The 23467-nt window shown below is 70.6% G+C and carries 18 protein-coding genes; 8 read left to right on the top strand and 10 right to left on the bottom strand.

The annotated features are described in order from the left end of the window. Positions 1 to 56 precede the first annotated feature (56 nt). Complete coding sequence (locus ABVN73_RS09860; protein ID WP_353857834.1) at positions 57 to 518, top strand: CreA family protein; 462 nt, start codon at positions 57 to 59, stop codon at positions 516 to 518. Between the two features lie 307 nt (positions 519 to 825). Here the strand turns inward: ABVN73_RS09860 and ABVN73_RS09855 are convergent, their stop codons facing one another. Together ABVN73_RS09855 and ABVN73_RS09850 are read right to left on the bottom strand one after the other, a co-directional pair. After that, the gene (locus tag ABVN73_RS09855; protein ID WP_353857833.1) at positions 826 to 1887 is read right to left on the bottom strand and encodes an AbrB family transcriptional regulator; all 1062 of its coding nucleotides are present in this window, start codon (positions 1885 to 1887) and stop codon (positions 826 to 828) included. 19 nt (positions 1888 to 1906) lie between these two features. Beyond that, positions 1907 to 2857: a succinylglutamate desuccinylase/aspartoacylase family protein gene (locus ABVN73_RS09850; RefSeq protein ID WP_353857832.1), complete on the bottom strand. Its 951-nt coding sequence runs from the start codon at positions 2855 to 2857 to the stop codon at positions 1907 to 1909. Positions 2858 to 3113: 256 nt separating this feature from the next. Between ABVN73_RS09850 and ABVN73_RS09845 the strand changes: the two genes are divergently transcribed. Continuing rightward, on the top strand, positions 3114 to 3980 hold the full coding sequence (locus ABVN73_RS09845) for an N-formylglutamate amidohydrolase (protein ID WP_353857831.1): 867 nt from the start codon (positions 3114 to 3116) through the stop codon (positions 3978 to 3980). A gap of 12 nt (positions 3981 to 3992) precedes the next feature. On the opposite strand, the gene ABVN73_RS09840 is transcribed toward ABVN73_RS09845, so the two are convergent. The 3 genes from ABVN73_RS09840 to ABVN73_RS09830 all read right to left on the bottom strand — a co-directional run bounded on the left by ABVN73_RS09840 (position 3993) and on the right by ABVN73_RS09830 (position 8333). Continuing rightward, positions 3993 to 4847 carry an NAD kinase gene (locus ABVN73_RS09840; protein ID WP_353857830.1) on the bottom strand — a complete coding sequence of 285 codons (855 nt, stop codon included), beginning with the start codon at positions 4845 to 4847 and terminating at the stop codon, positions 3993 to 3995. A 168-nt stretch (positions 4848 to 5015) separates the two neighbouring features. After that, positions 5016 to 6041: a GTP 3',8-cyclase MoaA gene (gene moaA, locus ABVN73_RS09835; RefSeq protein WP_014241273.1), complete on the bottom strand. Its 1026-nt coding sequence runs from the start codon at positions 6039 to 6041 to the stop codon at positions 5016 to 5018. Between the two features lie 207 nt (positions 6042 to 6248). Beyond that, a complete protein-coding gene (locus ABVN73_RS09830; RefSeq protein WP_353857829.1) occupies positions 6249 to 8333 on the bottom strand; it encodes a 4Fe-4S binding protein in 2085 nt (694 codons plus the stop codon). A 183-nt stretch (positions 8334 to 8516) separates the two neighbouring features. Here ABVN73_RS09830 and ABVN73_RS09825 point away from each other — a divergent pair, with 183 nt between their 5' ends. After that, positions 8517 to 9080: an N-acetyltransferase family protein gene (locus tag ABVN73_RS09825; protein WP_353857828.1), complete on the top strand. Its 564-nt coding sequence runs from the start codon at positions 8517 to 8519 to the stop codon at positions 9078 to 9080. Between the two features lie 86 nt (positions 9081 to 9166). Here ABVN73_RS09825 and ABVN73_RS09820 read toward each other — a convergent pair whose 3' ends face one another. The 3 genes from ABVN73_RS09820 to ABVN73_RS09810 all read right to left on the bottom strand — a co-directional run bounded on the left by ABVN73_RS09820 (position 9167) and on the right by ABVN73_RS09810 (position 13000). Continuing rightward, a complete protein-coding gene (locus tag ABVN73_RS09820; protein ID WP_353857827.1) occupies positions 9167 to 11026 on the bottom strand; it encodes a response regulator in 1860 nt (619 codons plus the stop codon). A 179-nt stretch (positions 11027 to 11205) separates the two neighbouring features. Continuing rightward, positions 11206 to 11688 (bottom strand): MmcB family DNA repair protein, encoded by a 483-nt coding sequence (locus ABVN73_RS09815; protein WP_353857826.1) that lies wholly within the window; start codon positions 11686 to 11688, stop codon positions 11206 to 11208. 94 nt (positions 11689 to 11782) lie between these two features. Then, on the bottom strand, positions 11783 to 13000 hold the full coding sequence (locus ABVN73_RS09810) for a HAMP domain-containing sensor histidine kinase (RefSeq protein ID WP_353857825.1): 1218 nt from the start codon (positions 12998 to 13000) through the stop codon (positions 11783 to 11785). Between the two features lie 384 nt (positions 13001 to 13384). Here ABVN73_RS09810 and ABVN73_RS09805 point away from each other — a divergent pair, with 384 nt between their 5' ends. From ABVN73_RS09805 to ABVN73_RS09790, 4 genes are all read left to right on the top strand, one after another. After that, on the top strand, positions 13385 to 14848 hold the full coding sequence (locus ABVN73_RS09805; RefSeq protein WP_353857824.1) for a hybrid sensor histidine kinase/response regulator: 1464 nt from the start codon (positions 13385 to 13387) through the stop codon (positions 14846 to 14848). Positions 14849 to 15163: 315 nt separating this feature from the next. Then, on the top strand, positions 15164 to 17362 hold the full coding sequence (locus ABVN73_RS09800) for a CHASE domain-containing protein (RefSeq protein WP_353857823.1): 2199 nt from the start codon (positions 15164 to 15166) through the stop codon (positions 17360 to 17362). Positions 17363 to 18037: 675 nt separating this feature from the next. Next, entirely contained in the window at positions 18038 to 19432 is a 1395-nt protein-coding gene (locus ABVN73_RS09795; protein WP_353859477.1) for a bifunctional enoyl-CoA hydratase/phosphate acetyltransferase, read from the top strand. Positions 19433 to 19446: 14 nt separating this feature from the next. Continuing rightward, complete coding sequence (locus ABVN73_RS09790; protein WP_353857822.1) at positions 19447 to 20655, top strand: acetate/propionate family kinase; 1209 nt, start codon at positions 19447 to 19449, stop codon at positions 20653 to 20655. 97 nt (positions 20656 to 20752) lie between these two features. On the opposite strand, the gene ABVN73_RS09785 is transcribed toward ABVN73_RS09790, so the two are convergent. Next, positions 20753 to 21109: a hypothetical protein gene (locus tag ABVN73_RS09785; protein ID WP_353857821.1), complete on the bottom strand. Its 357-nt coding sequence runs from the start codon at positions 21107 to 21109 to the stop codon at positions 20753 to 20755. Between the two features lie 438 nt (positions 21110 to 21547). Here ABVN73_RS09785 and ABVN73_RS09780 point away from each other — a divergent pair, with 438 nt between their 5' ends. Continuing rightward, positions 21548 to 21988: a CBS domain-containing protein gene (locus tag ABVN73_RS09780; RefSeq protein WP_353857820.1), complete on the top strand. Its 441-nt coding sequence runs from the start codon at positions 21548 to 21550 to the stop codon at positions 21986 to 21988. Between the two features lie 60 nt (positions 21989 to 22048). Here the strand turns inward: ABVN73_RS09780 and ABVN73_RS09775 are convergent, their stop codons facing one another. Beyond that, entirely contained in the window at positions 22049 to 23323 is a 1275-nt protein-coding gene (locus ABVN73_RS09775) for a hypothetical protein (protein WP_353857819.1), read from the bottom strand. Positions 23324 to 23467: the final 144 nt, after the last annotated feature.

Here is a 23467-nt window from a genome sequence, read left to right as displayed (position 1 = left end):
CTTCGATAAACATCCGCCGAGGCCTGATGGTCCTGGCGCTAACCGTGCTGCCACCGATGGCTGCCTCCACCACGGCGTCGGCCGAGGACCTCGTCGTCGGGCGCTTCTCCAACGACTGGACCGGCAACGGGCTTCAGGTGCAGGCGATCGAGGACCCGAAGGTGAAGGGCATCACCTGCCATCTGGTGGATTTCGACCGCAGCGTGCTCGACCGGCTGACCAAGGGGAACTGGTTCGAGGACCCGTCCAACGCCTCCATCTCGTGCCGGCGCACCGGGCCGCTGGTGATCGGCGACATCGAGCTGTCGCAGAAGGGCGAGGAGGTCTTCTCCGAGCGCAAGAGCCTGGTCTTCAAGTCGATCGCCATCCGCCGCATCTACGACCGGGTGAACGACACGCTGATCTATGTGGTCTACAGCCGGCAGGTGAAGGACGCCTCGGCGAAGATGGCCATTTCCAGCGTGCCGCTGATCGACACGAACCCTCAGTGGGAAAAGGGTAAACCTCCCGTGAAATGATCGGATGGCTTGCAATCGGGCGGGTGCGGCGCCATCATCAGGCTTGGGAGGCAGGGGCTCCTATCCCCCGCCTCCCGGCCCGATCACTGCCGGTTCAGAAGATCAAGAATCGCCTTGACGATCTGGAGCAGCAGGATCAGGAGACCGAGGATTTCCTTCATCCTCCGAGCCTCCTCGTTGAGCGGCGGGGTGGTGGCACTCCACCACCCGTCCGCGCCTCCACCTCGCACGGGGTGCGGGATGGGCGCAATGGAAACTCCACACATGCGTGTGCGGCGGATTGGCCGGCCCGGCCAGAGGGGAACCGTCAGGTCTTGCCGCGGTGGGAGCGCCACTTGCGCCACAGCAGGTAGAAGCCGGGCGCCAGCGTCACGATCAGGATGATGCGCACCATGTGGTGGGTGGCGACCAGCGCCACGTCGATGTTCAGCGCCAGCGCGACCAGCGTCATCTCGGCCAGCCCGCCCGGCGCGAAGGCGAGGATCAGCGCCGCGAGTCCCAACCCCGTCGCCTCGTCGACCATCCAGGCCGCCGCCGTGGTGACCAGCAGCATCAGCCCGGTGAGGCCCAGCGCGGTCAGCCCGTCGCGCCCGATGCGGCGGATGTTCAACCCGGTGAAGCGGCAGCCCAGCGACGCCCCGATCACCACCTGGGCCGCGGCGACCAGAACGCCCGGCGGCTTGCCCTCGGTCAGCCCGGCGAGGTGGATCGCGGCGGACAGCAGCATCGGTCCGACGATCTGGGCGGCGGGGATGCGCAGCAGCTTCGCCAGGGGATAGCCCAGCGCGCAGGCGGACAGCAGCGCCACGTCCAGCGGGGCGAGCGACAGCAGGGGCGGGCCGAGCGTGCCGCGCCGCGCCGGGTCGTACAGCCCCAGCGCCTGGAAGGCGAAGGGGATGACCAGCACCACCAGCATCACACGGAGCGCGTGGGACAACGCCATGGTCCGGCTGTCGCCGCCCATCTGGGTGCCGACCATCACCATCTCGTTCAACCCGCCGGGAGTGGCGGTGAAGAAGGCGGTCGGCGGGTCCAGCCGGGCCCCGCGGCGCAGGTATTGAACCCCCAGCGTGGTCGCCAGCACGAGATAGACGGTCAGCGCGCTCAGCGACAGGCTCCACTCGCCGAGCCGCCCCAGGATGTCCGGGGTGAAGCCGCTGCCCAGCATCACGCCGAGGATCATGATCATGGTGTTGCGCAGCGGTTTCGGCACATGCAGCGCGACACCGGCCATGGCGGCGACCGTGGTGGCGGTCATGGCGCCGATCATCCAGGCCAGCGGCAGATGGAAATAGCTGAACAGCGCGCCCCCCGCCGTCCCCAGCGCGAGGGCGAGCGCGAAGGGCCGGAGCCCCGGTCCGATGGTCATGCCGTTCGCTGTGTCCGGTTCAAGGAACGATCCGCCCCAGCCGGACGGCGGTCTGCCCGGATTTGGGGCGCCGGGCCGGCATGATCAGCACGCAGTCGTCGTAGGGCGTCACGATCGGGCGATCGCCGTCGCGGCCCAGGACCGTTCCGGCGCGGGGAATGACCTCCATCCCCACATAGGGCTGGTCGAAGAAGAATTCGTCGGTTTCGGCGGTCACCGCCTCGGTCACCTCGACGGTGCGTTGCGGATCGGGGTGGCGGCGGATGTGGCGGTCGGCCAGCGACGGGTCGACCATCTCCTGGGCGAGCAGGAAACGCATCGCGCTTTCCAGGGCGACCAGCGCCGTCTCGTCCCGCCAGTGCTGGCCGCATTCGACCAGGATGGCGGTGCGCCGCCCGTCCGCCGCGGCGAAGTCCGCGTAGTCGATCACCCGCCGCCCCGCCGCGTGCCCCTCGTCCGCGACGATCCAGGCCGGGTGGCCGAGACGGCGGGCCAGGGCGCGGGCGCGGTCCGTCCGCCCGCACAGGGTCAGTGGCGGGGTGTCCGCCGTCATGGAATGCAGGTCGAGGATGACGTCCGCGGCGTCGAACACGGGCCGGAGCTGGCGGGCGCGGCGCAGTTCCACGCTGTCGCGCGGCCCGTCCAGCACCTCCGGCGACCAGACGCGGTTCATGTCCTCGTCGACGAAACGGGAGGCGTAGGGGCGCTCGGCGTCGAAGCCGTGATAGGCGGCGGTGTTGGCGAAGACCAGGGTCAGCCGCCCGCGGGTGGGGCGGACGCCCAGCCGGAACAGCCGGTCCATCGCCACCGCCCCGCCGATCTCGTTGCCGTGGATCAACGACACGATGACGGCGTGGGGGCCGGGGCGCCCGGACTCCAGCGTCGTGACGTGGTCGATGCCGGTGTTGCCACGGCGGTAGGGGCCGATGTCCGGCGGCGTCAATTCAATCGGTGGCAGGGATTCGGTCAAGCGGATCTCGCCTTTGCGGGTCTGGCCGGTGCCGGGCGCTTTCGCTGAACGATCAGTATGGCGGAGAGTCCGGCGCTGCGCCAGTCCCGCCATTTCCCCGGCCAATCATGTTCTTTGCCTTACCGGTGTATGACGGTTTTTGGTCGACGGGCTCCCGGCCATCGTCTATACCCGAATCCATCCGCCGCAGCGTCCTGCTATGCCATCCGGGCAGGTGCCGCGGTTGGTCGGCGCAGTTGGTACACCGGGGTCAGCCATGAGTTTCGTGATCGAGGACGTGCTCGTCCGCAACGATCCGATCGTCCCGCGCCTGCCGGTGTTCTTCGATTCACCGCACAGCGGCACCGTCTACCCGCGCGATTTCGCCTTCGTCTGCCCGCTGTCCACCCTGCGGCAGGCCGAGGACACCCATGTGGACGAGCTGTTCGCCCACGCGCCGGAGCATGGCGCGACGCTGCTCTGCGCGCTGTTCCCGCGCACCTACATCGACGCGAACCGGGCCATCGACGACATCGACCCGGCGCTTCTCGACGGGCGCTGGCCCGAACCGCTGCGCCCGACGGAGAAGAGCGCCGCCGGCATGGGGCTGATCCGCACGCTGTGCCGTCCGGGGATGCCGCTCTACGACGGGCGGCTGTCGGTCGCCGAGGTGGCGGAGCGCATCGACCGCTACTACCGGCCCTATCATTTCCAGGTGTCCAGCGTGATGGACGATCTGGCCGACCGGTTCGGCGCCGTCTGGCACATCGACTGCCATTCGATGCCCTCCGCGGTCGGGCCGGGGGCGGCGCACAAGCTGGGCATGGATTTCGTGCTGGGCGACCGCGACGGCACCACCTGCGAGCCGGGCTTCACCGCGCTGGTCGAGCGGGTGCTGACCGGGCTCGGCTACAAGGTCGCGCGGAACCATCCCTTCAAGGGGGTCGAGCTGGTGTCCCGCCACTCCGACCCGGCGCGGGGCCGCCATTCCCTCCAGCTCGAAATCAACCGCCGCCTCTACATGAACGAGGAGACGCTGGAGCGGAACGAGGGGTTCGCCAAGCTTCAGGCCGACCTGACCACGCTGACCCGCCGCATCTGCGCCCACGCGCAGGCCAGCACCGCGCGCCGCGCCGCCGAGTAGGAGCCGGGCGCGTTACGGCGAGAACTGCTCCTTCAGGATCCGCTCCTCGAAGTTCAGCTCCGGGTCGAACAGCAGGGTCAGAGCGACGTCGCGCGCCTCCTCCACATCGACGCGGATGACCTCGCGCACCTCGGTCGAGTCGGCGACGGCGCTGACCGGGCGCTTGACCTCCTCCAGGATGTCCACGGTGATCTTGGAGCTGTGCGGCAGCAGCGCGCCGCGCCAGCGCCGCGGCCGGAAGGAACTGATGGGCGTCAGGGCCAACACCCCGGCGCCCAGCGGGATGATCGGGCCGTGGGCCGACAGGTTGTAGGCGGTGCTGCCGGCGGGGGTGGCGACCAGAACGCCGTCGCAGATCAGCTCCGGCAGGCGGACCACGCCGTCCACGGTGATGCGCAGCTTCGAGGCCTGCCGCGTCTCGCGCAGCATCGACACCTCGTTGATGCCGAGCGCCTCCACCTGCTCGCCGTTGCAGCGGGTGGCCCTCATGCGCAGGGGGTGCAGCTTGACGCTCTGGGCGCTGGCCAGCCGCTCGGCCAGCTCGTCCTCGCGGAAGACGTTCAGCAGGAAGCCGACCGATCCCCGGTTCATGCCGTAGACCGGCGGCGGATTGTGCCCGTCGCGCTTCAGCGCGCGGTGCAGCGTCTCAAGCAGGAAGCCGTCGCCGCCCAGCGCCACGATGACGTCGGCGTCCTCCAGCGGCGCGTTGCCGTAGCGGTGGACCAGCCGGGTGCGCGCCCGCATCGCCTCTTCCGTGTTCGCCGCGCAGAAGGCGATGCGGAGGTCGGCGGGCCTGCGGCCTGCGGGATCGGGCGCCAGCGGGTCCAGGGTCGGATCGGCGGGCAGCTTGGCGGCGGTTTCGGTCATGTCACGGGGACCATAGCGCAGGAAGCCCGGTTGCAGAAGGCCGCTTCGGTCGATGGGTGGGGCTGCCGCCGGAAAGACCTCGCTTCTCGCACGACCCTCACCCGCCCGCTGCGCGGGCACCCTCTCCCGAGGCGGGAGAGGGATTGGAGCGGGCGCCGGGCCGGCCCGTCATCCCCCGGTCACGCTCATGTGGCGGGGGACCGCCGGGCCCTGATGGCGGCGGTCGATGATGAAGTCGTGGCCCTTGGGCTTGCGGGCGATGGCGTCGCGCACCGCCTGGACCAGCAGCCCGTCGTCGTCGCTGAGGCGCAGCGGGGTGCGCAGGTCGGCGGCGTCCTCCTGGCCCAGGCACATGTAGAGGGTGCCGGTGCAGGTGAGCCGCACGCGGTTGCAGCTTTCGCAGAAATTGTGGGTCAGCGGCGTGATGAAGCCGATGCGCCCGCCGGTCTCGGCCACCCGCACGTAGCGGGCCGGACCGCCGGTGCGGTAGTCGATCTCGTCCAGCGTCCAGCGCTTGGCCAGCTCCGCCCGGACGAGGCTCAGCGGCAGATACTGGTCGAGCCGCGCCTCGTCGCCGATCTCGCCCATCGGCATGACCTCGATGAAGGTCAGGTCGAAGCCCTGCTCGCCGCACCAGCCGACCAGCCGGTGGAATTCGTCGTCGTTCACGCCCTTCAGCGCGACCGTGTTGATCTTGACCTGGAGCCCCGCCTCCTTGGCGGCCTGGAGCCCGCCCAGCACCTTGTCCAGCCGGCCCCAGCGGGTGATCGCCTGGAACTTGTGGGGGTCGAGCGTGTCCAGCGACACGTTGATCCGGCGCACCCCGGCCTCCACCAGATCGCCGGCATACTTGAACAGCATGGTGCCGTTGGTGGTCAGCGTCAGCTCGTCCAGGTCGCCGGCCTTCACATGGCGGCCCAGGCTGTGGATCAGCTCGTGGATGCCCTTGCGGACCAGCGGCTCGCCGCCGGTCAGGCGCAGCTTGCGGGTGCCCAGCTTGACGAAGGCGGAGCAGACGCGGTCGATCTCCTCCAGCGTCAGCACCTCCGCCTTGGGCAGGAAGCTCATGTCCTCCGCCATGCAGTAGACGCAGCGCAGGTCGCAGCGGTCGGTGACGGACACGCGCAGATAGCTGACGGTCCGCCCGAAAGGATCGACGAGCGGGGCGGCGGCGGTCGGCGGAACGGTCGTCATCGTCAGGCTTCTCCCCAAGGGGGTGCGTGTCATGCAGTCCGGGCGGCGATTATGACCCCGAACCCGATCCTGATATATAGGTCCGAGTTGCGGATTTTTCGCCACCTGGAATTTCAGACGCAGCAGACCATGAAGCGCGGAGCCGGGACTTGACGGGGATCAAATCCCGGCTCCGCGCACATGATCCCCGTCATCCGGCGGCGTCGCTCAGTGGACGCTGCCGCCGTCCGGACCGCCGTCCTTGCCGTTTTGGGCCAGCTCCCGCTCGCGCAGATAGTCCTCGGTCGTGCGCGGGGCGCGCGGGGCGCCGAGCGCGAAGGGCGAGTCGCCCCGCTCGAACTGGTCCACGACGCGGCAGTCGCCGCACATGCGCATGCGGTCGGCGGCCTCCGGTGTGGCGAACATGGCGTGCCGACCGGCCAGCACGGCGACGATCTTGTCGATCGAGGACTTGGTGGCGAAGGGCTTGCCGCACTTGACGCAGCAGAAGGGCTCCTCCTCCTTCAGGACCCTGGCGCCGCGGGCGCTGTCGCGGAAGTCGATCTCCGGGACCAGGGCGATGACCTTCTCCGGGCAGGTCGTCTTGCACAGGCCGCACTGGACGCAGGCGTCCTGCGAGAAGGACAGCATCGGCTTGTCGGCGTTGTCGAGCAGCGCCCCGGTCGGGCAGGCGCCGACGCAGGACAGGCAGAGCGTGCAGCCCTCCGTCATCACCTGCACCCGGCCGAAGGGAGCGCCCGGCGGCAGCGGCAGAACCTCCACCGGTTCCGGTGCCACCTTGTGCAGATGGCGCAGCGCCAGCATGGTCACGGTGCGCTTGCCGCCCATCGGCAGGAAGGTGCCGGGCGCGGGAGCGCCCTCGCGCGGCAGGTCCCACAGCTCCGCGGCCACCGCGTCGGGGTCCTGGGAGTCGATGATCGACACCCGGCCGGAGCCGTAGCCAAGCCCGGCCATCGCCGTTTCGGCCAAGCCGATCTGGCTGGCCAGCCCGGCGGTCTCGCCGGCGTTGCCAGGCCCGACCAGGACGCGCACCCGTCCCGCGCCATAGGCCAGAGCCGCCGCGAACACGTCGAAGCCGAGCTGCGTCACCTCGTTCACCGCGAAGGGCAGGACGCGGGCCGGCAGGCCGCGGCCGTGGCGCGCGATCAGCGAGATCATCTCGTCGCCGTGCCGCGGGTCGTGGACGAGCAGGACCGGCTCCGTCCCGCCGGCCTTGGCGTAGGAGGACAGCAGTGTGCGCAGCCGCTCGTAGACCGTCTGGAGCGGCGGCAGGGCGTAGGTGCTGGCTCCGGTCGGGCAGACCGACGCGCAGGAGCCGCAGCCGGCGCAGATGTGCGGGTCGATCGCCACATGGTCGCCGTTCGGCGTGATGGCGCCGGTCGGGCAGACCTCCAGGCAGCGCGTGCAGCCGGTCTTGCGGCTGCGCGAATGGGCGCAGAGGTCGGCCTTGAAGTCGATGTAGCGCGGCTTCTCGAACTCGCCGACCAGATCGGCGGCCTCGAACACCGCCTTGGCGACGGCGGCCGGGCTGTCCGGGTCGGGGCGCAGGTAGCCGTCGCGCTTGCCGTGCGCGGGGAACAGCGGCGCGCCGCCGGTCAGGTCCACGATCACGTCGCAGCGCGAGGCGGCGCCGTGCCGCGGCGGATCGAAGGCGAGGACGGCGCGCGAGGCCGGGATGGCCGGGGCGTAGTCGTCCACCACGATCTCGAAATTGCCGAGCCAGCCCTTGGCGGCGCGGATGGTGCCCTTGAAGACCGGCACGTCCATGACGCGCGGCGGGGCGACGTCCTTGGGGGATTTCAGCAGAACGGTGACGTCCAGGCTGCCGGAGAGCTGCCGGGCCACCTCGATGGCGCGCTCGTCGGTGCCGTAGACCAGCGCTGTGCCTTCCGAGGCCAGGGTGATCGTGCCGGTCGGCGGGATGTCCATGGCCGCCTCGGCCAGCAGGGCGGCGATCTTCGGCCCCGCCAGCGCGCCCTCGTCCGACCAGCCGGCGCGCTCGCGGATGTTGGTGAAGGCGAGCGCGGCGCTGGGGTTGTCGGCGTCAAGATTGTCCTGCGCCGCGATCTCCGCGAACAGCGGGGCCTCCTGGGTGCAGGCGACGAGCAGCGGGGCGCCTTCCGCCACGCGCGCCTCGAACCGGTCGAGCTGGGTGCGGCAGAGCTGGGTGGCGACGGACAGATCCCCCTCCGCCCCCGCCGCGGCTCCGCAGGCCCTGGCCAACGCCTTGCCGTCGAGCGCCATGCTGTGGACGCAATCGCAGACGAGCACCGTCCGGCCGTTGATCTTCATCGCTTCCAACCCCTTGCCCTGAAAAAGACCTGCCCTGAAAAGCCCTGTTGCACACAGCGCGTTCCAGTTCTGTACATATCGGCTGGGTGGCACGGTTGCGACTGCAAAATGCGTGCGGCAGGATGGTCGCCCAGCCATCCCCCGTCCCCAGGCTCCAAGCCCCTTCCTCGGATCAGACCGGCCATGACCAGCGCCCCCACCGTCCGCGACGCCCGCATCGAGGACGTCCCCGCCTTCCAGCGCATCTACGAGCATCACGTCCTTCATGGCGTCGGCACCTTCGAGGAGGAGCCGCCCGACGCGGCCGAGCTGGAGACGCGTTTCCGCGCCATCACCGGCGCCGGGCTGCCCTGGCTGGTCGCGGAGCGCGACGGCGCGGTCCTGGGCTACGCCTACGGCAGCGCCTACCATGTCCGCTCCGCCTACCGCTTCACCATCCAGGATTCCGTCTACATCGCGGAGGAGGCGCGCGGCCGGGGCATCGGGCGCCTCCTGCTCCAGGCGCTGATCGACCGCTGCGTGGCGCAGGGCTACCGCCAGATGGTGGCGCTGGTCGGCGGGTCGGAGAACGCCGGCTCCATCGGGCTGCACGCCGCTCTGGGCTTCCGCACCTGCGGCGTGGTCGAGGCCGTGGGGCTGAAGTTCGGACGCTGGCTGGACGTGGTCATGATGCAGAAGGACCTGGGGGCGGGCCGGTCGGACATTCCGCAGGGCAAGGGACCGAGCCAGCCGGTGGCGGTGCGCTGAAGCGACTTTTCATTCGCTTTGGATTCACATGACCTCATTTGCCGGCCGGGACCGCCGTCGCGGTCCGGAACGGAGTGCATTCCGCTTCAGCCGCCGCTCCAGCGGTCCAGGGCGGCGAGCGCCGGCGGGACGGCGTCGTCCAGGGCGCGGCACAGGGCGTCGGGGTCGCCCTCGCCGCTGTCCAGCGCGGCTTCGAGCGACCTCGCGGCGCCCCGCAGCGCCACGCAGCCGTAGATTCCGGCCACCCCGGCGATCTTGTGGGCCATGGCCCCGGCGGTTTCCCGGTCTCCGGCGCTCCAGGCCTGCCCGAACGCGGCGTGGTAGCCGCGCAGCGTGACCAGGGTGCCGGTCACCAGGGTCGCCACCCGCTCCGCCGGCAGATGCTCGCGCATCTGGCGGATCGCCTCCTCGTCGAACACGGGAAGGCCGGAGTCACGCTTCGGCGGCGGGAGATCCTCCGTGACGACGGGGGGCGTGCCGGCGCCGCCGGACAGGCGGTCCAGCAGGGCGGCCAGGGCGGGCAGGGTCAGCGGCTTCTCCAGGACGGCGTCGGCCCCCGCCGCCCGGCAGCGCTCCACCGCGCCGGGCAGGGCGGAGGCGGTCAGAGCGACGATGCGCAGCCCCGCCGCCGTGGTTCCGCCATCCTGGGGAAGGGCGCGGATGCGGCGGGTCGCCTCGACCCCGTCCATCTCCGGCATCTGCATGTCCATCAGGACGAGGTCGTAGCGCTCCCGCTCCACCGCCGCCACGGCGGCCCGCCCGTCGCCCGCCACCGTCACCGCGTGGCCGGCGCGGCGCAGCAGCATGGCCGCGGCCTGCTGGCTGACCGGCTCGTCCTCGGCCAGCAGGATGCGCAGCGTGGGCCGCTCGGGCCGCTCGGGCCGCTCGGGCGGCGCGCCGGTCCGCTCCGCAGGGGATGGGAGGGGGCGCGGGGCGCGGGACCGCGCCACGCCCAGGCCGGCCGCGAGGATCGCCAGTCCGGTGACCAGCCCGACCCCGACCGGGGCGGCGGCGGACAGGTCCGCGCCCATCCGGTGTGAGGATGCGTCCTCCCCGTCCCGCATTCCGTCCCGCAACCCGTCGCGCAGGGCCAGCGCGCCGTGCCCGGCCCGCTGGACGAGGTCCGTGGCGGTGCCGCGCAACAGCGCGGCGATCCCCGCCGCCTTGGCGGTCAATGTTTCCTGTTCCTGCCGCAGGTCGAAGAGGTTCTGATCGTCCAATCCCAGCGCGACGAGCTGGCGCGCCGCGTCGGCGCGGCGCGGGCTCGCGCCGTCGATCGGCAGATCGGTCAGTGCGTCGAACAGGGTCGCGGCGGCTTTGCGGAAATCGTCCCGCGCGGCCGTGGCCGTGGCCGGGGCCGTCCCGGCGGCGAGCAGCCGGAGGGCCACCGCCTGCCGGGAATCGTCGATCCGGCGCAGGGGCGCGCCGTCCAGCGGTGAGCGCGCGCCGGCGAGCGCCTCCGCCAGCGCCTCGCTGCGCGCCGTCACCTGCTCGGTGAGATCCTGAAGGCCGCGCTGCACGGTCAGGCGGCGCTCCACCATGGCGTTCAACTCGTCCGCTTCGGCACGGATGGCCTGGGTGGCGAAGCGCAGTTCGGCGTGCCACTCCCGCGGCAGGGTTTCCAGCGTGGCGCCGAGCTGCTGGGTGCGCTGGCGCAAGGCGTTGTGGGCGGTCAGCCGGTGCTGGGCGGTGCGCGCCGATTCCAGCTCGGCCGCGCTGGAGGACAGCCCGGCGGCCAACTCCGCGACTCGCATCAGGTCGAACGCCTCGTCCAGGCTGCGGGTGGCCTGGCCGCGGGCACGGGCGTCCAACTCGGCCAGGGCGAGCCAAACGGAGCCGCCGGCACCGGCGCCGGCCAGCAGAGCGGCCAGGGCGAGCGCGCCGATCCCGGAGGCGCTGATTCCGAGGCCGCTCGTCCAGGCGGCGCCGGTTCTTGGGGATTTCATCCGCGGGCCGCCGTCCCGATGGTGCGTTTGCGCCGCGGCGGCTGGCCCGGCGTCCTGTGCGTGCATGTCCGGCCGCCCGTTCCCGTTCATGGCGCAGAGTACACCGGCTTGGCGAGGCTTTGCCATGCAGCTTCGGTCGGGCGGAGCCTCGGTCGGGTGGAGCGGCCGGGCCGGGGCCTTCACACCGGCGAGGTGGCCTGGGTCCAGGACGGGTCCTCGATCCGGTGCAGGCGCCCGGCCCCGGTCAGCGCGGCGCGCAGGGTCAGCGCCTTGCGCCGCGCCGGGGCGAGCCGGTGCTCCGGCGCCTCGCGCAGGATCTCCGCGCCGTAGGCGTCGGCGACCATCAGGCCGCAGTCCTCGGGGATCAGCTCGGGCGGGAAGGCGTCGTCCACGGCGAAGTAGAAGGCGTCGCACCAGTCCCGGTATTCCGGCCATTTCTGGTCGGCCCGGAAATCGGCCACGCAGCTTTTCACCTCGACGATGACGACGGTGCCGGCGCCGTCCATCGCCAGGACGTCGGCGCGGCGCCCGCTGGCCAGCCGGAACTCCGCCATGCTGACGAAGCCGCGGGCGGCCAGCGCCCGGCGCACCCCGCGGAAGATCGGGACGGCGCCGCCCGCCGGCATCGGCGGCTCGTCGCCCTGCAACAGGATATCGACCATGTCAAACGGAACAGTTCAGGAACGAAGGGGCACAATGGCCCGGCTTCGCGGCTTTGCCAAGGGTCTTCTGCCGAATGCCGGCCGCGCGAAAGGGTCAGACGCGGGCGCCGCTGTGGGAGATGCCATGGGAGATGCCGTGGGACGCCGCGTGCGGCAGGCTGCGCCGTGGCGGGAACATCAGGATGGCCGTCGTGCCGGCGCCGGGCTCGCTGTAGAGGTCGAGCCGACCGCCGTGCATCTCCATCAGCCGCTTGACCACGGGCAGGCCGATCCCCGCCCCCGCGGTGCCGCGCGGCACGGCCATGTCGGCGCGGCCGAAGGGTTCCAGGACGCGGGCCAACTCGTCCTCGGCGATGCCGGCGCCGGTGTCGGCCACCATCAGCCCGATTCCGCCGTCCGGCATGGGGCTGGCCGACACCATCACCTGCCCGCCCGAGGGAGTGAACTTCACCGCGTTCGACAGCAGGTTGGTCAGCATCCGCTGAAGCGCCCGGGCGTCGCCGTAGAGCAGGGGCAGCTCCGCGGACAGATCCTCCCCGATGTCGACGCCCCGGGCCGCCGCCTTGTCGCCCACCTGGGCCAGCGCCTGACGAGCGGCGTCGGCCACATTGATGGCCTCCTCCTGCATGTCCGTCCGGGCGCTGTCGCTCTGCGAGAGGTCCAGGATGCCGTCGATCAGCGACAGGAGATGCATGCCGCTGGCGTGGATGTCCGCGGCGTAGCTGCGGTAGCGGGGGGAGCCGAGCGGGCCGAAGGTCTCCGCCAGCAGCACCTCGGAGAAGCCCAGCACCGCGTTCAGCGGGGTGCGCAGCTCATGACTCATGTGCGCCAGGAATTCCGCCTTGGCGCGGTGGGCGCGCTGCGATTCCGGGACGACGGGAACCTCGGCGCCAAGCTCCACGAGGGAGACGCAGACCGTCGGCGCCGTGTGGCCGGTGCCGGGCGGGGTGGCGGCAAGCGGGGTGGCGGCGATCCGCCAGCGCGCGCCGCCGGGGGCGATCACCAGCCGACGCACGGTCTGCTTGTCCGTCAGGCAATCGGCGAGGCAGGCGAACAAGCCGGCCCCTTCGCCATCCTGGAGATCGTCGGCGCGCAGCCGGCGCCCGGCCAGGGGGTACCCGAACAGCCGCTCCGCGGCGCGGTTGGCCGTCAGCCACTCGAAATCGCCGATGGCGCCGGTGTCGTCACGAACCGCGACCAGAACGCCGATGCCGTCGGCGAGCGCCGCCATCGCCGCGCCCAGCAGGGCGTCGCCACCCTGTGCATGGCCGGCCGGGCCGTTCCCGTCCGGATTGCCGCCGCTCAAATGCACAGCAGAGTCCGCGCCAGCCGGCGTTGCCGCCTCCGGTTGTCGGTCGCGGAAAGGGGTTTCGATCACGGCATCCATTGGTCGCATAGTCGAAAAATTTCGAGGTGCGCGCAACCGACAAATTGCGACAGCTCCCGCCGTTACTATGGTGTTCCGGGCGGTGCCCGCCGCCTTTTCTTGACTTTTATATAAAAGCAAGCTGAATTGTTCGCATGGCCAGCGGCCGCGGGGCTGTGCCGGTCGCCGTGCCAGACGCCGCGCCGAATAGTCCTGTCGGCAATCGGACGAACGGTGGGCTTGATCCTTGGCGCCGCATCCGTAGCCTGTTCGCAAGGGACCATTTCCGGTCGCCGGCAATCCGCGTGCACGCAGTGGAGGACGCCGCCCGTGACGAGCGATGGAGCTTATCCGCATGGCGCGGGACGGCATGGCGCGGTCCTGGTCTTCGACGCCGACGACCGGCTGACCGGCTGGAACGAGGCGGCGGAGGGGCTGGCCGATGCCGACCGCCTCCTGGTCCAGGGAGCGCTGCCGGAAGCGCTGGCGCCGCTGTTCCGCGGGCTGCCCCCCGGCCACACCGTCACCGACTGGCCGCTCAGCGGCGGCGGGTTCGTCCGCCGTGCCACCGGGGACGGACCCGCGGGCGGCGGGCCGGCGGCGGGCGGCGATCTGTCCGGCCGCCTGTTCGCCGCGGCCAGCCACGACCTGCGCCAGCCGCTGGCCGCCCTGTCGCTGCTGCTGGGGGCTTTGGAAGGGCGGCTCGACGGAGGAGCCGCGGCGGGGGGTGGCAAGGGCGCCCCGGGCCGGGGCGGCGCCCTCAACGACCCGGCGGCGCGCGACCTGCTGAACGCCATGGGCAACGCCGTGCAGTCGCTGCGCGGCATGGTCGACGGGCATTTCGACCTGGTGCGGCTGGAGGCCGGTCTGGTGCAGCCGGACATCGGCGCGCCCGTGGTCAACGGTATCCTGACGCGGATGGCGCTGGACGCCGCCCCCCGCCTCGACGGGCGGGGGCTGCGCTTCTCGGTGCTGCCCTGCTCGGTGCGGGTCGCCACCGACGCCTCGCTCCTGGAGCGCATTCTCCAGGGATTCGTCGCCAGCACCCTGCGCCACACGGAGCGGGGGAGGGTTGTGCTCGGCTGCCGCCGCCGCGGGCCGGATCTGCGGATCGAGCTGTGGTCCACCGGCCGCGGCCTGCAGCCGGACCAGCTGCTCGCCCTGCGGGAGGAGATGCGGCGCCCCGACGGGGCGGGCGACCCGTCGGTGATCGACCTCGGGCTGCGTCTTGCCTGCGGTCTGGCGCGGCGGCTGGGGCACCGGATCGAGGTCGACTCGGCGCCCGGCCGCGGCACGATGCTGGCGGTGCTGGTGCCGCGGGCCGCCGACGGGGCGGACGATCCGCCGGCCGCCGCGGAGCCGGCCGGCCCGGCCGGAGTCCTCGTCACCGAGCCCGGCGAGGATGTCAGCCGCGCCCGCGTGCTGGTCATCGAGGACGACCCGATGGTGCTGGAGGCGCTGGGCGCGCTGCTCGGCCAATGGGGCTGCGCGGTGGTCGCCGCGGACTCGGTGGATGCCGCGCTGGAGCGGCTGGGTCCCGGCCCGCAGCCCCCCGACCTCGTCATCTCCGACCTGCGGTTGAAGGGGGCGATGAACGGGATCGTCGCCATCCGTCAGATCGGCAAGGCGCTCGACGCCACGCTGCCCGGCCTGATCCTGACCGGCGACACCGACCCCATGCGCCTGCGCGAGGCGCGGCTGTCCGGCTACCCGCTGCTGCACAAGCCGGTGGCGCCGATGGCCTTGCGGGGGGCGGTCGCGCGGCTTCTCGGCCGCGAGCGGCTGAAGGCCTGAGGCTAAAGTCCTGAGGCTGAAGTCCTGGGAAGGTTTCGGGTCGCTCTCACGCCCCGATCCCCGCCCTGCGCCTTGTATTGCAGGATTGACATCGAAATGAGCGCGCAATGCCCTTTCAAACGACAATCAATAGTCGGCCGCCCGCCTGTTCTCGTCGGAACATACTATCCATTTGGGAGGATAATGGCTTTTCCATTATCGGGGCGTGGGGCTGCTTGCTATAGTCGAACGATCCGACGATTTCGGTGATAGCCGTTGGGAACGGGTGGCATGCCACTGCTGGAGAGAAGGAGGCGGGTCTCGTTTGCGGTTCCGGTGCTGGTCGCCGCGGGCCTGACGCTGACCCTGGGCGCCTTTTTCCAGATGCGCGCCACCAACCGCCAGGCGGAGCGCGCTCAGCACGAGCGGCAGTTCGCCCAGTTCCACGACGCCCTGACGGAGCGGATCGGCAGCCACGCGCTGCTGCTGCGCACGCTGCGCTCGGCCTTCTCGGACGCCGCCCGCCCGGCCACCCGCGACGCCTTCGCGGCGGCGGTCCGGCCGATGATGCCCCTCTATCCCGGCCTGTGGTCGGTCACCTGGGTCCGCCGGGTTCCCCCGGCCGAGGTTCCGGCGCTGGAGGCGGATATGAGGGCCGCCGGACGGAAGGACTTCGTTGTTCAGGACGGGGGCGACGCGGGGGATTCCCCCGCGGCGGCGCCCGCGGCTTCCTCCCAGGGGGACCTGTTCGTCAACACGCTGGTGGAGCCGGAGCGTGGCGGGGCCTTCGCGCAGGGGATCAACATCCTGTCCCTGCCCAACCGGGCGGAGGTGCTGGCGCGGGCCTGCGCGTCGGGCGACCTGACGGCGACGGAGGCCCTGCCGCCGCGCCAGCAGGGAGAGGCCGGACGCAGCATCGGCCTGTATCTACCCGTCTACCGTTATCCCGTGGACGAGATGGACGGCGCCGACCGCTGCGCGGAGGTCGCCGGCTACGTCGCCTCGGTCTTCGGCATCGCCCGCCTACTGGAGGAGGCGGGCAACCGCGTGAACGGCCTGCACGGCGCCGTGCATCTGCTCGACGGGCCGGCAGGGGACGGCGGGCGGATCCTGGCGTCCCGCGACCTCGACGGTCCGTCGGCGAGCCGGGAGGGCGTGCCCTTCGGCGAGATCCGCAAGGAGGGCGAGACGGTCGTCGAGCGCGATCTGGTGATCGGCGGGCGGCGCTGGACCCTGGCCCTGGCGATTCCGCCCGAGCCGCGGCTGACGCCGGTGGATTATCCGGCCTGGATCGTCCTGGTGATGGGGCTTCTGCTGACCGGCGCCCTGGCCGGCTACACCCGGCGCGAGGCGCAGGCCAAGCGTCTCCTGGTGACCGAGGCCCGCGCCCGCGCCGCCATGGCCCGCGCGCTGCGCGAGAGCGAGGAGCGCTTCCGCATGGCCCTGCGCCACTCGCGCGTCGCCGTCTTCAGCCTGGACCGCAACCTGCGCTACATGTGGATGTACAACCCGCAGACCGGCCGGGCGGCGGAAAACTTCATCGGGCGGACCAACGCCGCGATCCACGCGCCGGACGACGCGGCCCGGCTGGACGCGGTGAAGCGGGGCGTGCTGGACAGCGGAACCGGCGCCCGGCAGGAGGTCCGCATCGGGACGGCGCCCGGCCCGGAACAGGTCTTCGACCTGATCGTCGAGCCGCTGCGGGACGAGGCCGGGGTGGTGTCGGGCGTGATCTGCGCCGCCATCGACATCTCCGACGGCGTGCGCATCCGCGAGGCGCTGGCCGAGGCCCATGCCGAGGCGGAGCGGGCCAACCGGGCCAAATCGCGCTTCCTGGCCGCCGCCAGCCACGACCTGCGCCAGCCTTTCCAGGCGATGAGCCTGTTCCACCACATCCTGTCCGCCCGCCTGTCCGACGCCAAGCAGCTTGAGGTGGCGGAGAAGCTGGGGGAGGCGATCGCCGCCGGCAACACGCTGCTCAACACGCTGCTCGACACCTCCGCGCTGGAGGCCGGCAACGTCAAGCCGCGCCCCACGGTCTTCCCGTTCCAGGACATCGCCGACCGGCTGAACCGGGAATTCGCCGAGCAGGCGGCCAGCAAGGGCATGGTGCTGCGGATGGTCCCGACCTCCGCCTACGTCCTCAGCGATCCGGTGCTGCTGGAGCGCATGGTGCGCAACCTGCTGGTCAACGCGCTGCGCTACGCCGGGACCGGGACGATCCTGCTGGGGTGCCGGCACCGCGACGGACACGCGCTGATCGAGGTGTGGGACACCGGGCCGGGCATTCCCGCCGACCAGCTGAAGCTGATCTTCGACGATTTCTACCGCTGCGGCACCGACCAGAGGGACAGCGGGCGCGGGCTGGGGCTGGGGCTGTCGATCGTCCGTCGCACCGCCCACATCCTCGGCCATCAGGTCGATGTGCGATCGCGCGTGGGCAAGGGCACGGTCTTCTCCATTGCCGTGCTGATGGTCGGCGACCGGCACCACCCGTTGCCCGAGGAGCCCTCCACGTCGGCGGCGAGCGCCTGAGCCTGCCCGCCCGTGCCGTCACGGCGATGGTTGACCTGCCGCCTGTGCTTTGCCATGCGCGCGGCGGGCGTGTGCGCCGCGAAATCGGCAGGGTTGGCCGGACGGAATCATCGCCTTTTCAGGAAAATGCCAACAATCCGTTAATCCTGCGCCTCCGCGCGCAAGGTCTTGCCATGCTGCGCCTGCTCAGTGATACAATGCTGCGCGAGCGGTTCGGGTTGATGAGAAGTCAAGAACTACCGCCTTCCGAGCGCTTGACATAGGTCATGGGGTGAGGCCTTGGGCCGTCGTAAGACCGTGACGGAACGACACTTCCGCCGGCCGGGAAAGACGGGCGGCATGAGGTGCGGCGGGGCCGGCGCAACCGGCGGCGACGGGGGTGCGACATTGTTGCACCGCAACGGAACCGCGAAATGCGCCACCCTGTCACATCTCCTTCACGGTGCCGGGTTATTCAGGGCACCCCGAACCGGCCTCTGGCGGGCGGCCCTTCCCGGGCCGACCGATCCAGGGGTCCAACAAAAAGGCCGCGGACGACAGGGCGATCCGCAGGCCGGGAGGATTCGGCCCCGGGGATCATGCGTTTCCGAGCCGCTATCCGATTGAGGAGCTTCTCCAATGGACCGTGTTACCGCGCCCGCCACCCCCGACTTCGGCAAGAACGGCTCATCCGCCATGATCGAGAACGTCACCTTCGAGGAAATCCAGATCGGCCAGCAGGCGAGCCTGTCGCGGCGTCTGACCATGTCCGACATCGAGCTGTTCGCCACGGTGTCCGGCGACATCAACCCGGCGCACCTCGACGAGGAGTATGCGGCGGACAGCCAGTTCCACAAGGTGATCGGCCACGGCATGTGGTCGGGCTCGCTGATCTCCGCGGTGCTCGGCACGCTGCTGCCGGGGCCGGGGACGATCTACATGGGCCAGGACCTGCGCTTCAAGCGCCCGGTGGGCTTGGGCGACGTCATCACCGTGACGGTCACCGCCAAGGAGAAGCACGCCGAGAAGAACATCGTCGTCTTCGATTGTGTCGCCCGCAACCAGGACGGCAAGGAGGTCGTCTCCGGCCTCGCCGAGGTGATCGCGCCGACCCGCAAGGTCCGCCGCGCCGCGCACGAACTGCCGCAGGTCCAGGTCATCCGCCACGACGGCCATGACGAGCTGCTGGGCAAGACGGAGACGCTGCCCCCGGTGCCGACCGCCGTCGTCCATCCCTGCGACGAAAGCTCGCTGAAGGGCGCGGTCGAGGCGGCCGAGGCCAACCTGATCGACCCGGTGCTGATCGGCCCGGCCTCCAAGATCAAGTCGGTCGCCGAGGCCCATGGGCTGGACATCAGCCGTTACCGCATCGTCGACGTGGCGCATTCCCACGCCTCGGCCGAGACCGGCGTCCGGCTGGCCCGCTCCGGCGAGTGCGAGGCGGTGATGAAGGGCAGCCTGCACACCGACGAGCTGATGGCCGAGGTCGTCCGCAAGGAGACCGGCCTGCGCACCGGCCGGCGGCTCAGCCACGTCTTCGTGATGAACGTGCCCACCTACCCGCGCACGCTTCTGATCACCGACGCGGCGATCAACATCTACCCGACGCTGGAGGACAAGGTCGACATTGTCCAGAACGCCATCGACCTCGCCAAGGTCCTGGGCGTCGAGACGCCGCGCGTCGCCATCCTGTCGGCGGTCGAGACGGTGAATCCGAAGATCGCCTCGACCCTGGAGGCCGCGGCGCTGTGCAAGATGGCCGACCGCGGCCAGATCAAGGGCGGCATCCTCGACGGCCCGCTGGCCTTCGACAACGCCATCAGCCTGGAGGCCGCCCGCACCAAGGGCATCGTCTCCGAGGTCGCCGGGCAGGCCGACATCCTGCTGGTGCCCGACCTGGAGGCCGGCAACATGCTGGCCAAGCAGCTCTCCTTCCTGGCGAACTCCGACGCCGCCGGCATCGTGCTCGGCGCCCGCGTGCCGATCATCCTGACCAGCCGCGCCGACAACGTGCGCACCCGTCTGGCGTCCTGCGCCGTGGCCGTCCTGGCCGCCGCCGCCCGCCGCCGCGGCGCCGCCGCGGCCGAGTGAGAGGGGTGCCCGTCATGACCAGCCAGAACGCGGGTGGCGGCAACGCCATCCTGGTCATCAACGCCGGCTCCTCCAGCCTGAAATTCTCGGTCTTCCGGGAAAGCGGGGCGGGGGGGCTGCGGGTGACGATCAACGGCCAGATCTCCGGCATCGGCACCGAGCCGAAATTCGAGGCCAAGGACGCGTCCAAACGCCCGCTGGCCGAGCGGGTCTGGGCGGCGGGCGAGCCGTCCGACCGCACCGCCCTGCTGTCCTTCCTGCTGACCTGGATCGAGGAGCGGCTGGACGGGGCGAGGCTGCTGGCCGCCGGCCACCGCGTCGTGCATGGCGGCACCCGCCACGCCGCCCCGGTGCTGCTGACCCCGGCGGTGATGGAGGAGCTGGAGGGCTTGATCCCGCTGGCGCCGCTGCACCAGCCGCACAACCTCGCCGCCATCCGCGCGCTGGCCGAGGCCCATCCGGAGCTGCCTCAGGTGGCCTGCTTCGACACCGCCTTCCACCGCGGCCAGCCCTGGCAGGCTCAGATGTTCGCCATCCCGCGGGAGCTGACGGACGAGGGCGTGCGCCGCTACGGCTTCCACGGCCTGTCCTACGAGTACATCGCCCGTCGCCTGCCCGAACTGGCCCCCGAGCTGGCCGACGGCCGGGTCGTCGTCGGCCATCTCGGCAGCGGCGCCAGCATGTGCGCCATCCACGCCGGGCGCAGCGTGGACAGCACGATGGGCTTCACGGCGCTGGACGGCCTGCCGATGGGCACCCGCTGCGGCAACATCGATCCCGGGGTGCTGATCTACCTGATGCGCCAGAAGGGCATGGGCGCCGACGCCATCGAGAAGCTGCTCTACAACAAGTCGGGCCTGCTCGGCGTGTCGGGCCTGTCCAACGACATGCGCGTCCTGCTCGACAGCACGGACCCGCAAGCCGAGGAGGCGGTGGAGCTGTTCTGCTTCCGCATCGCCAAGGAGACGGGAGCGCTTGCCGCCTCCATGGGCGGCATCGACGCGCTGGTCTTCACCGCCGGCATCGGCGAGCGCTCCGCCCCGGTGCGGGCGCGGGTGGGCGACAAGCTGGCCTGGCTCGGCGTGGTGCTCGACCCGGCGGCGAACGAGGCCAACGGCCCGCTGATCTCCGCCCCGAACAGCCGCATCCCCGTCTACGTCATCCCGACCGACGAGGAGCAGATGATCGCTCTGCACAGCCGCAGGGCGCTGGAATCCGCCTGACCGGCGGCCCGTTCGGTGCCGCCGCAGGACGGCTGAATGAAAAAGGCCCGCCGTCGTGACGGCGGGCCTTCCTTTTGCGGGGGAGAGCGGTCCGCGTTCACAGACCTTTCCAGAGCTTCAGATACTCGATCAACTTCCGCGTGTGAAGCGGCGGCGGCTGGTGGAAGCGGGCGACCAGACCGGCCTGCTCGTCCATCTTCACGACGACGCCCCGGCAGGCAAAATCCGAATGTTCCTCGCCAAGCCGGAAGAGGATGCGGAAGTCGAACTGCTGCTTGGCGATCAAGTCCCCGTCATAGGGACGGATGCGGAAAGACCCGAGGACGAATTCCTCCGGCACATATTCGTGGCTGTCGATCCGGATGGTCGGGGGATCGGCGGGGCGTTCCTTGGTCGAAGCCGCGGAAGCCGCGGTGGATTTGCCTCGTCCGCTCAATTTCGACAACCACGACATGGCGGCGCAGGCCCCTTCCAGACGACATCGTGACAGAACTGCAATTGTCCGGAGTTTCCGGCCTATTTCCTTTAATAATGGTTAAGCGTGATCCGCCAGCGAAACGGGTCTGATTTTCCATGCCAGAACCACCGTCGCCAGCCAATGGTGAGTGGTTTTGTCGCATGTTGCGCCGTCATGGCAACCATGACGTTGCTTTGCGGCGGCCGTTCTCGTCAAGGCACGGGAAAGTGATTACCTTTTTCAACACTTGATCAATCGGTCTGTGAACAGAATTCGCCCATTCCGGCATTTCGCGGATGCGGCATTTTCTTCGCATCCGCAAATGAACGGCGAAAGGAGGCGGGGGCCGGCGACGAGGCGCGGGCGCGGCGGTCCGACCAACGAAAACAGCCGCCGTGGTCTTCCAGAAACATCCGCACTTGGAGGAGGAAAGCCATGATGCATCGCAACATCGGGGATCTTTTGAACCGTCGCCGCGTGGTCAGCCTTCCGGCGGGCGCTACGGTGCGGGATGCCGCGCGGCAGATGAAGGCCGCCCATGTGGCGTCCGTCGTGGTCACCGCCTCCATCGACGAGCGGATCGAAGGCATCTTCACCGAGCGCGACCTGACCGACCGCGTGGTGGCCGATGGGCTGGACCCGGATCAGACCGCGCTGTCGGAGGTGATGACCCCGTGCCCGATCACCGCGCCCCATGACGTCACGGTGGGCGAGGCGCTGCGCCGGATGGTCGACCATGGGCTGCGCCATCTGCCGGTCGTCCGCGACGGCCGCGTCATCGGCGTGGTGTCCATGCGCGACTTCCTTGGCGAGGAGCTGATGCTGATCGAGCATGAGCGGGAGATGATGGACAGCCTGACCGAGGTCATGATGTGACGGCGCGCGAAGCCTCCAGCGCCCTCCGGGCGGCGCGGGAGGCTTCGGCGGTCGCGCCTCTTACCCCAGCTTCTTGAGGGCGGTCTCGACCTTGTCGATCTTGGTCTCGGCCTTGGCCAGGGCGGCGTGCGATTCCTTCAGGCCGTCCAGGGAGACCTTCGCCGCGGCGAGCAGCGGGCCGAAGTCGGGGTCCTTGTCGGAGACCATGGCCGGGAAGGACTTGCGGGTGCTGGTGATCTCGTTGGCGGCGGCGAGGATCTCCTTCTTCGCCTGGGCGGCCTGCTGGCGCACCTGGGTGATGTAGAAGGTCGCCGTCTTGACCGACGCCGCGCGCTTGTCGTCCGCCGCCTCTTCGGCGACCATCTGCTCCTGCTGCGCGCGGTCGGCCTGCCCGCCGACGTCGCGGGCGACGGTGTCGTAGAAGGAGTCGGCGTCCTGCGCCCGCTTGGCCAGCTTGCGGCAGCTCGCCAGATAGGTGGCCCGCAGGTCCAGGGCGCCCTTCAGCGCCTGGGCGGCCTCCTTGACGATGCCGGCGGCCTCGGTGGCGGCCTGGGCGGCGTCATCCTTGATCTGGTCCAGCTTCATGACGATCCCGTCGGCCCGGTCGAAGGCCCCCTGGGCCGGGTCGCGCCCGCCATACTGCTTGGGGTCGAGCTTCATCTTGGCGACCGCGGCCTTGGCTTGGCTGAACAGCTTCCCGGCCTGGGTGGCGGTCGCGGCGATCTTCTTCGCCTGGGCGTCCACCGCCTTGGCGGCGGTCTGGACCGCGGCGGCCTGGGCCTTCGCCTCCTTGGCGTTGCCCGCCCCCTGCGCCTCCAGCACGTTGCGCAGCGCGAGGTCGGCGTTGGCGGCGGCCTGATCGAGCAGCTTGACGTCGGCGTTGGTGGTCTTCAGCAGCCCGTCGATCTGCACCGCGACCTTGTCGGCGATGGCACGGGCGGCCTTGCCCTGCTCCTCGGCCTCCTTGGCCTTTTCGGCCTCGGCGTCCTCGCGCATCTCGGCGATGCGCTCGTTGACGGCCACGCCGGCGCGGCGCCCGATGTCGTCCAGCGCCTGCCCGAGCTTCTTCAGCTCCGCCGCGATGGTCGCGATGCCCTCGGTCTTGGCCGACTTCTCCAGCGTCGTCTGGTAGGCGGTGGCGCTTTTCACGTAGTCGAGCAGCGCCTTCTCCAGCGCCTTGGCGTCGCTCTTGCCAAGCGCGGTGTCGAGCGCCTTGGTCACGTCCTCCAGCCCGGACTTGTGGAAGACGCCCATGAACTTGGCGCTCGGCTTCTTCTTGCCGGTGGCCGTTTCAAAAGCCGTCTTGGCGGATTTCCAGTCGCTTGCGAATCCCATGGCGTTCCTCCCCGGATTGGACGGCGGAACGATGGGCCGGACGGGGCGGGCCGACAATCCGGGATGGGTCCATTGCGGATGGGATCGGGGCGCGGACGACGGGGGCGATTCACAGGGCGCGCGGCGGGGCGTAGACTGCAGCGC

The organism is Azospirillum formosense (assembly GCF_040500525.1).
GTDB classification, from domain to species: Bacteria; Pseudomonadota; Alphaproteobacteria; order Azospirillales; family Azospirillaceae; genus Azospirillum; species Azospirillum formosense_A.
The sequence above is the reverse complement of the archived record's forward strand: the minus strand, read 5'-3'. Positions and strand labels throughout refer to the sequence as shown.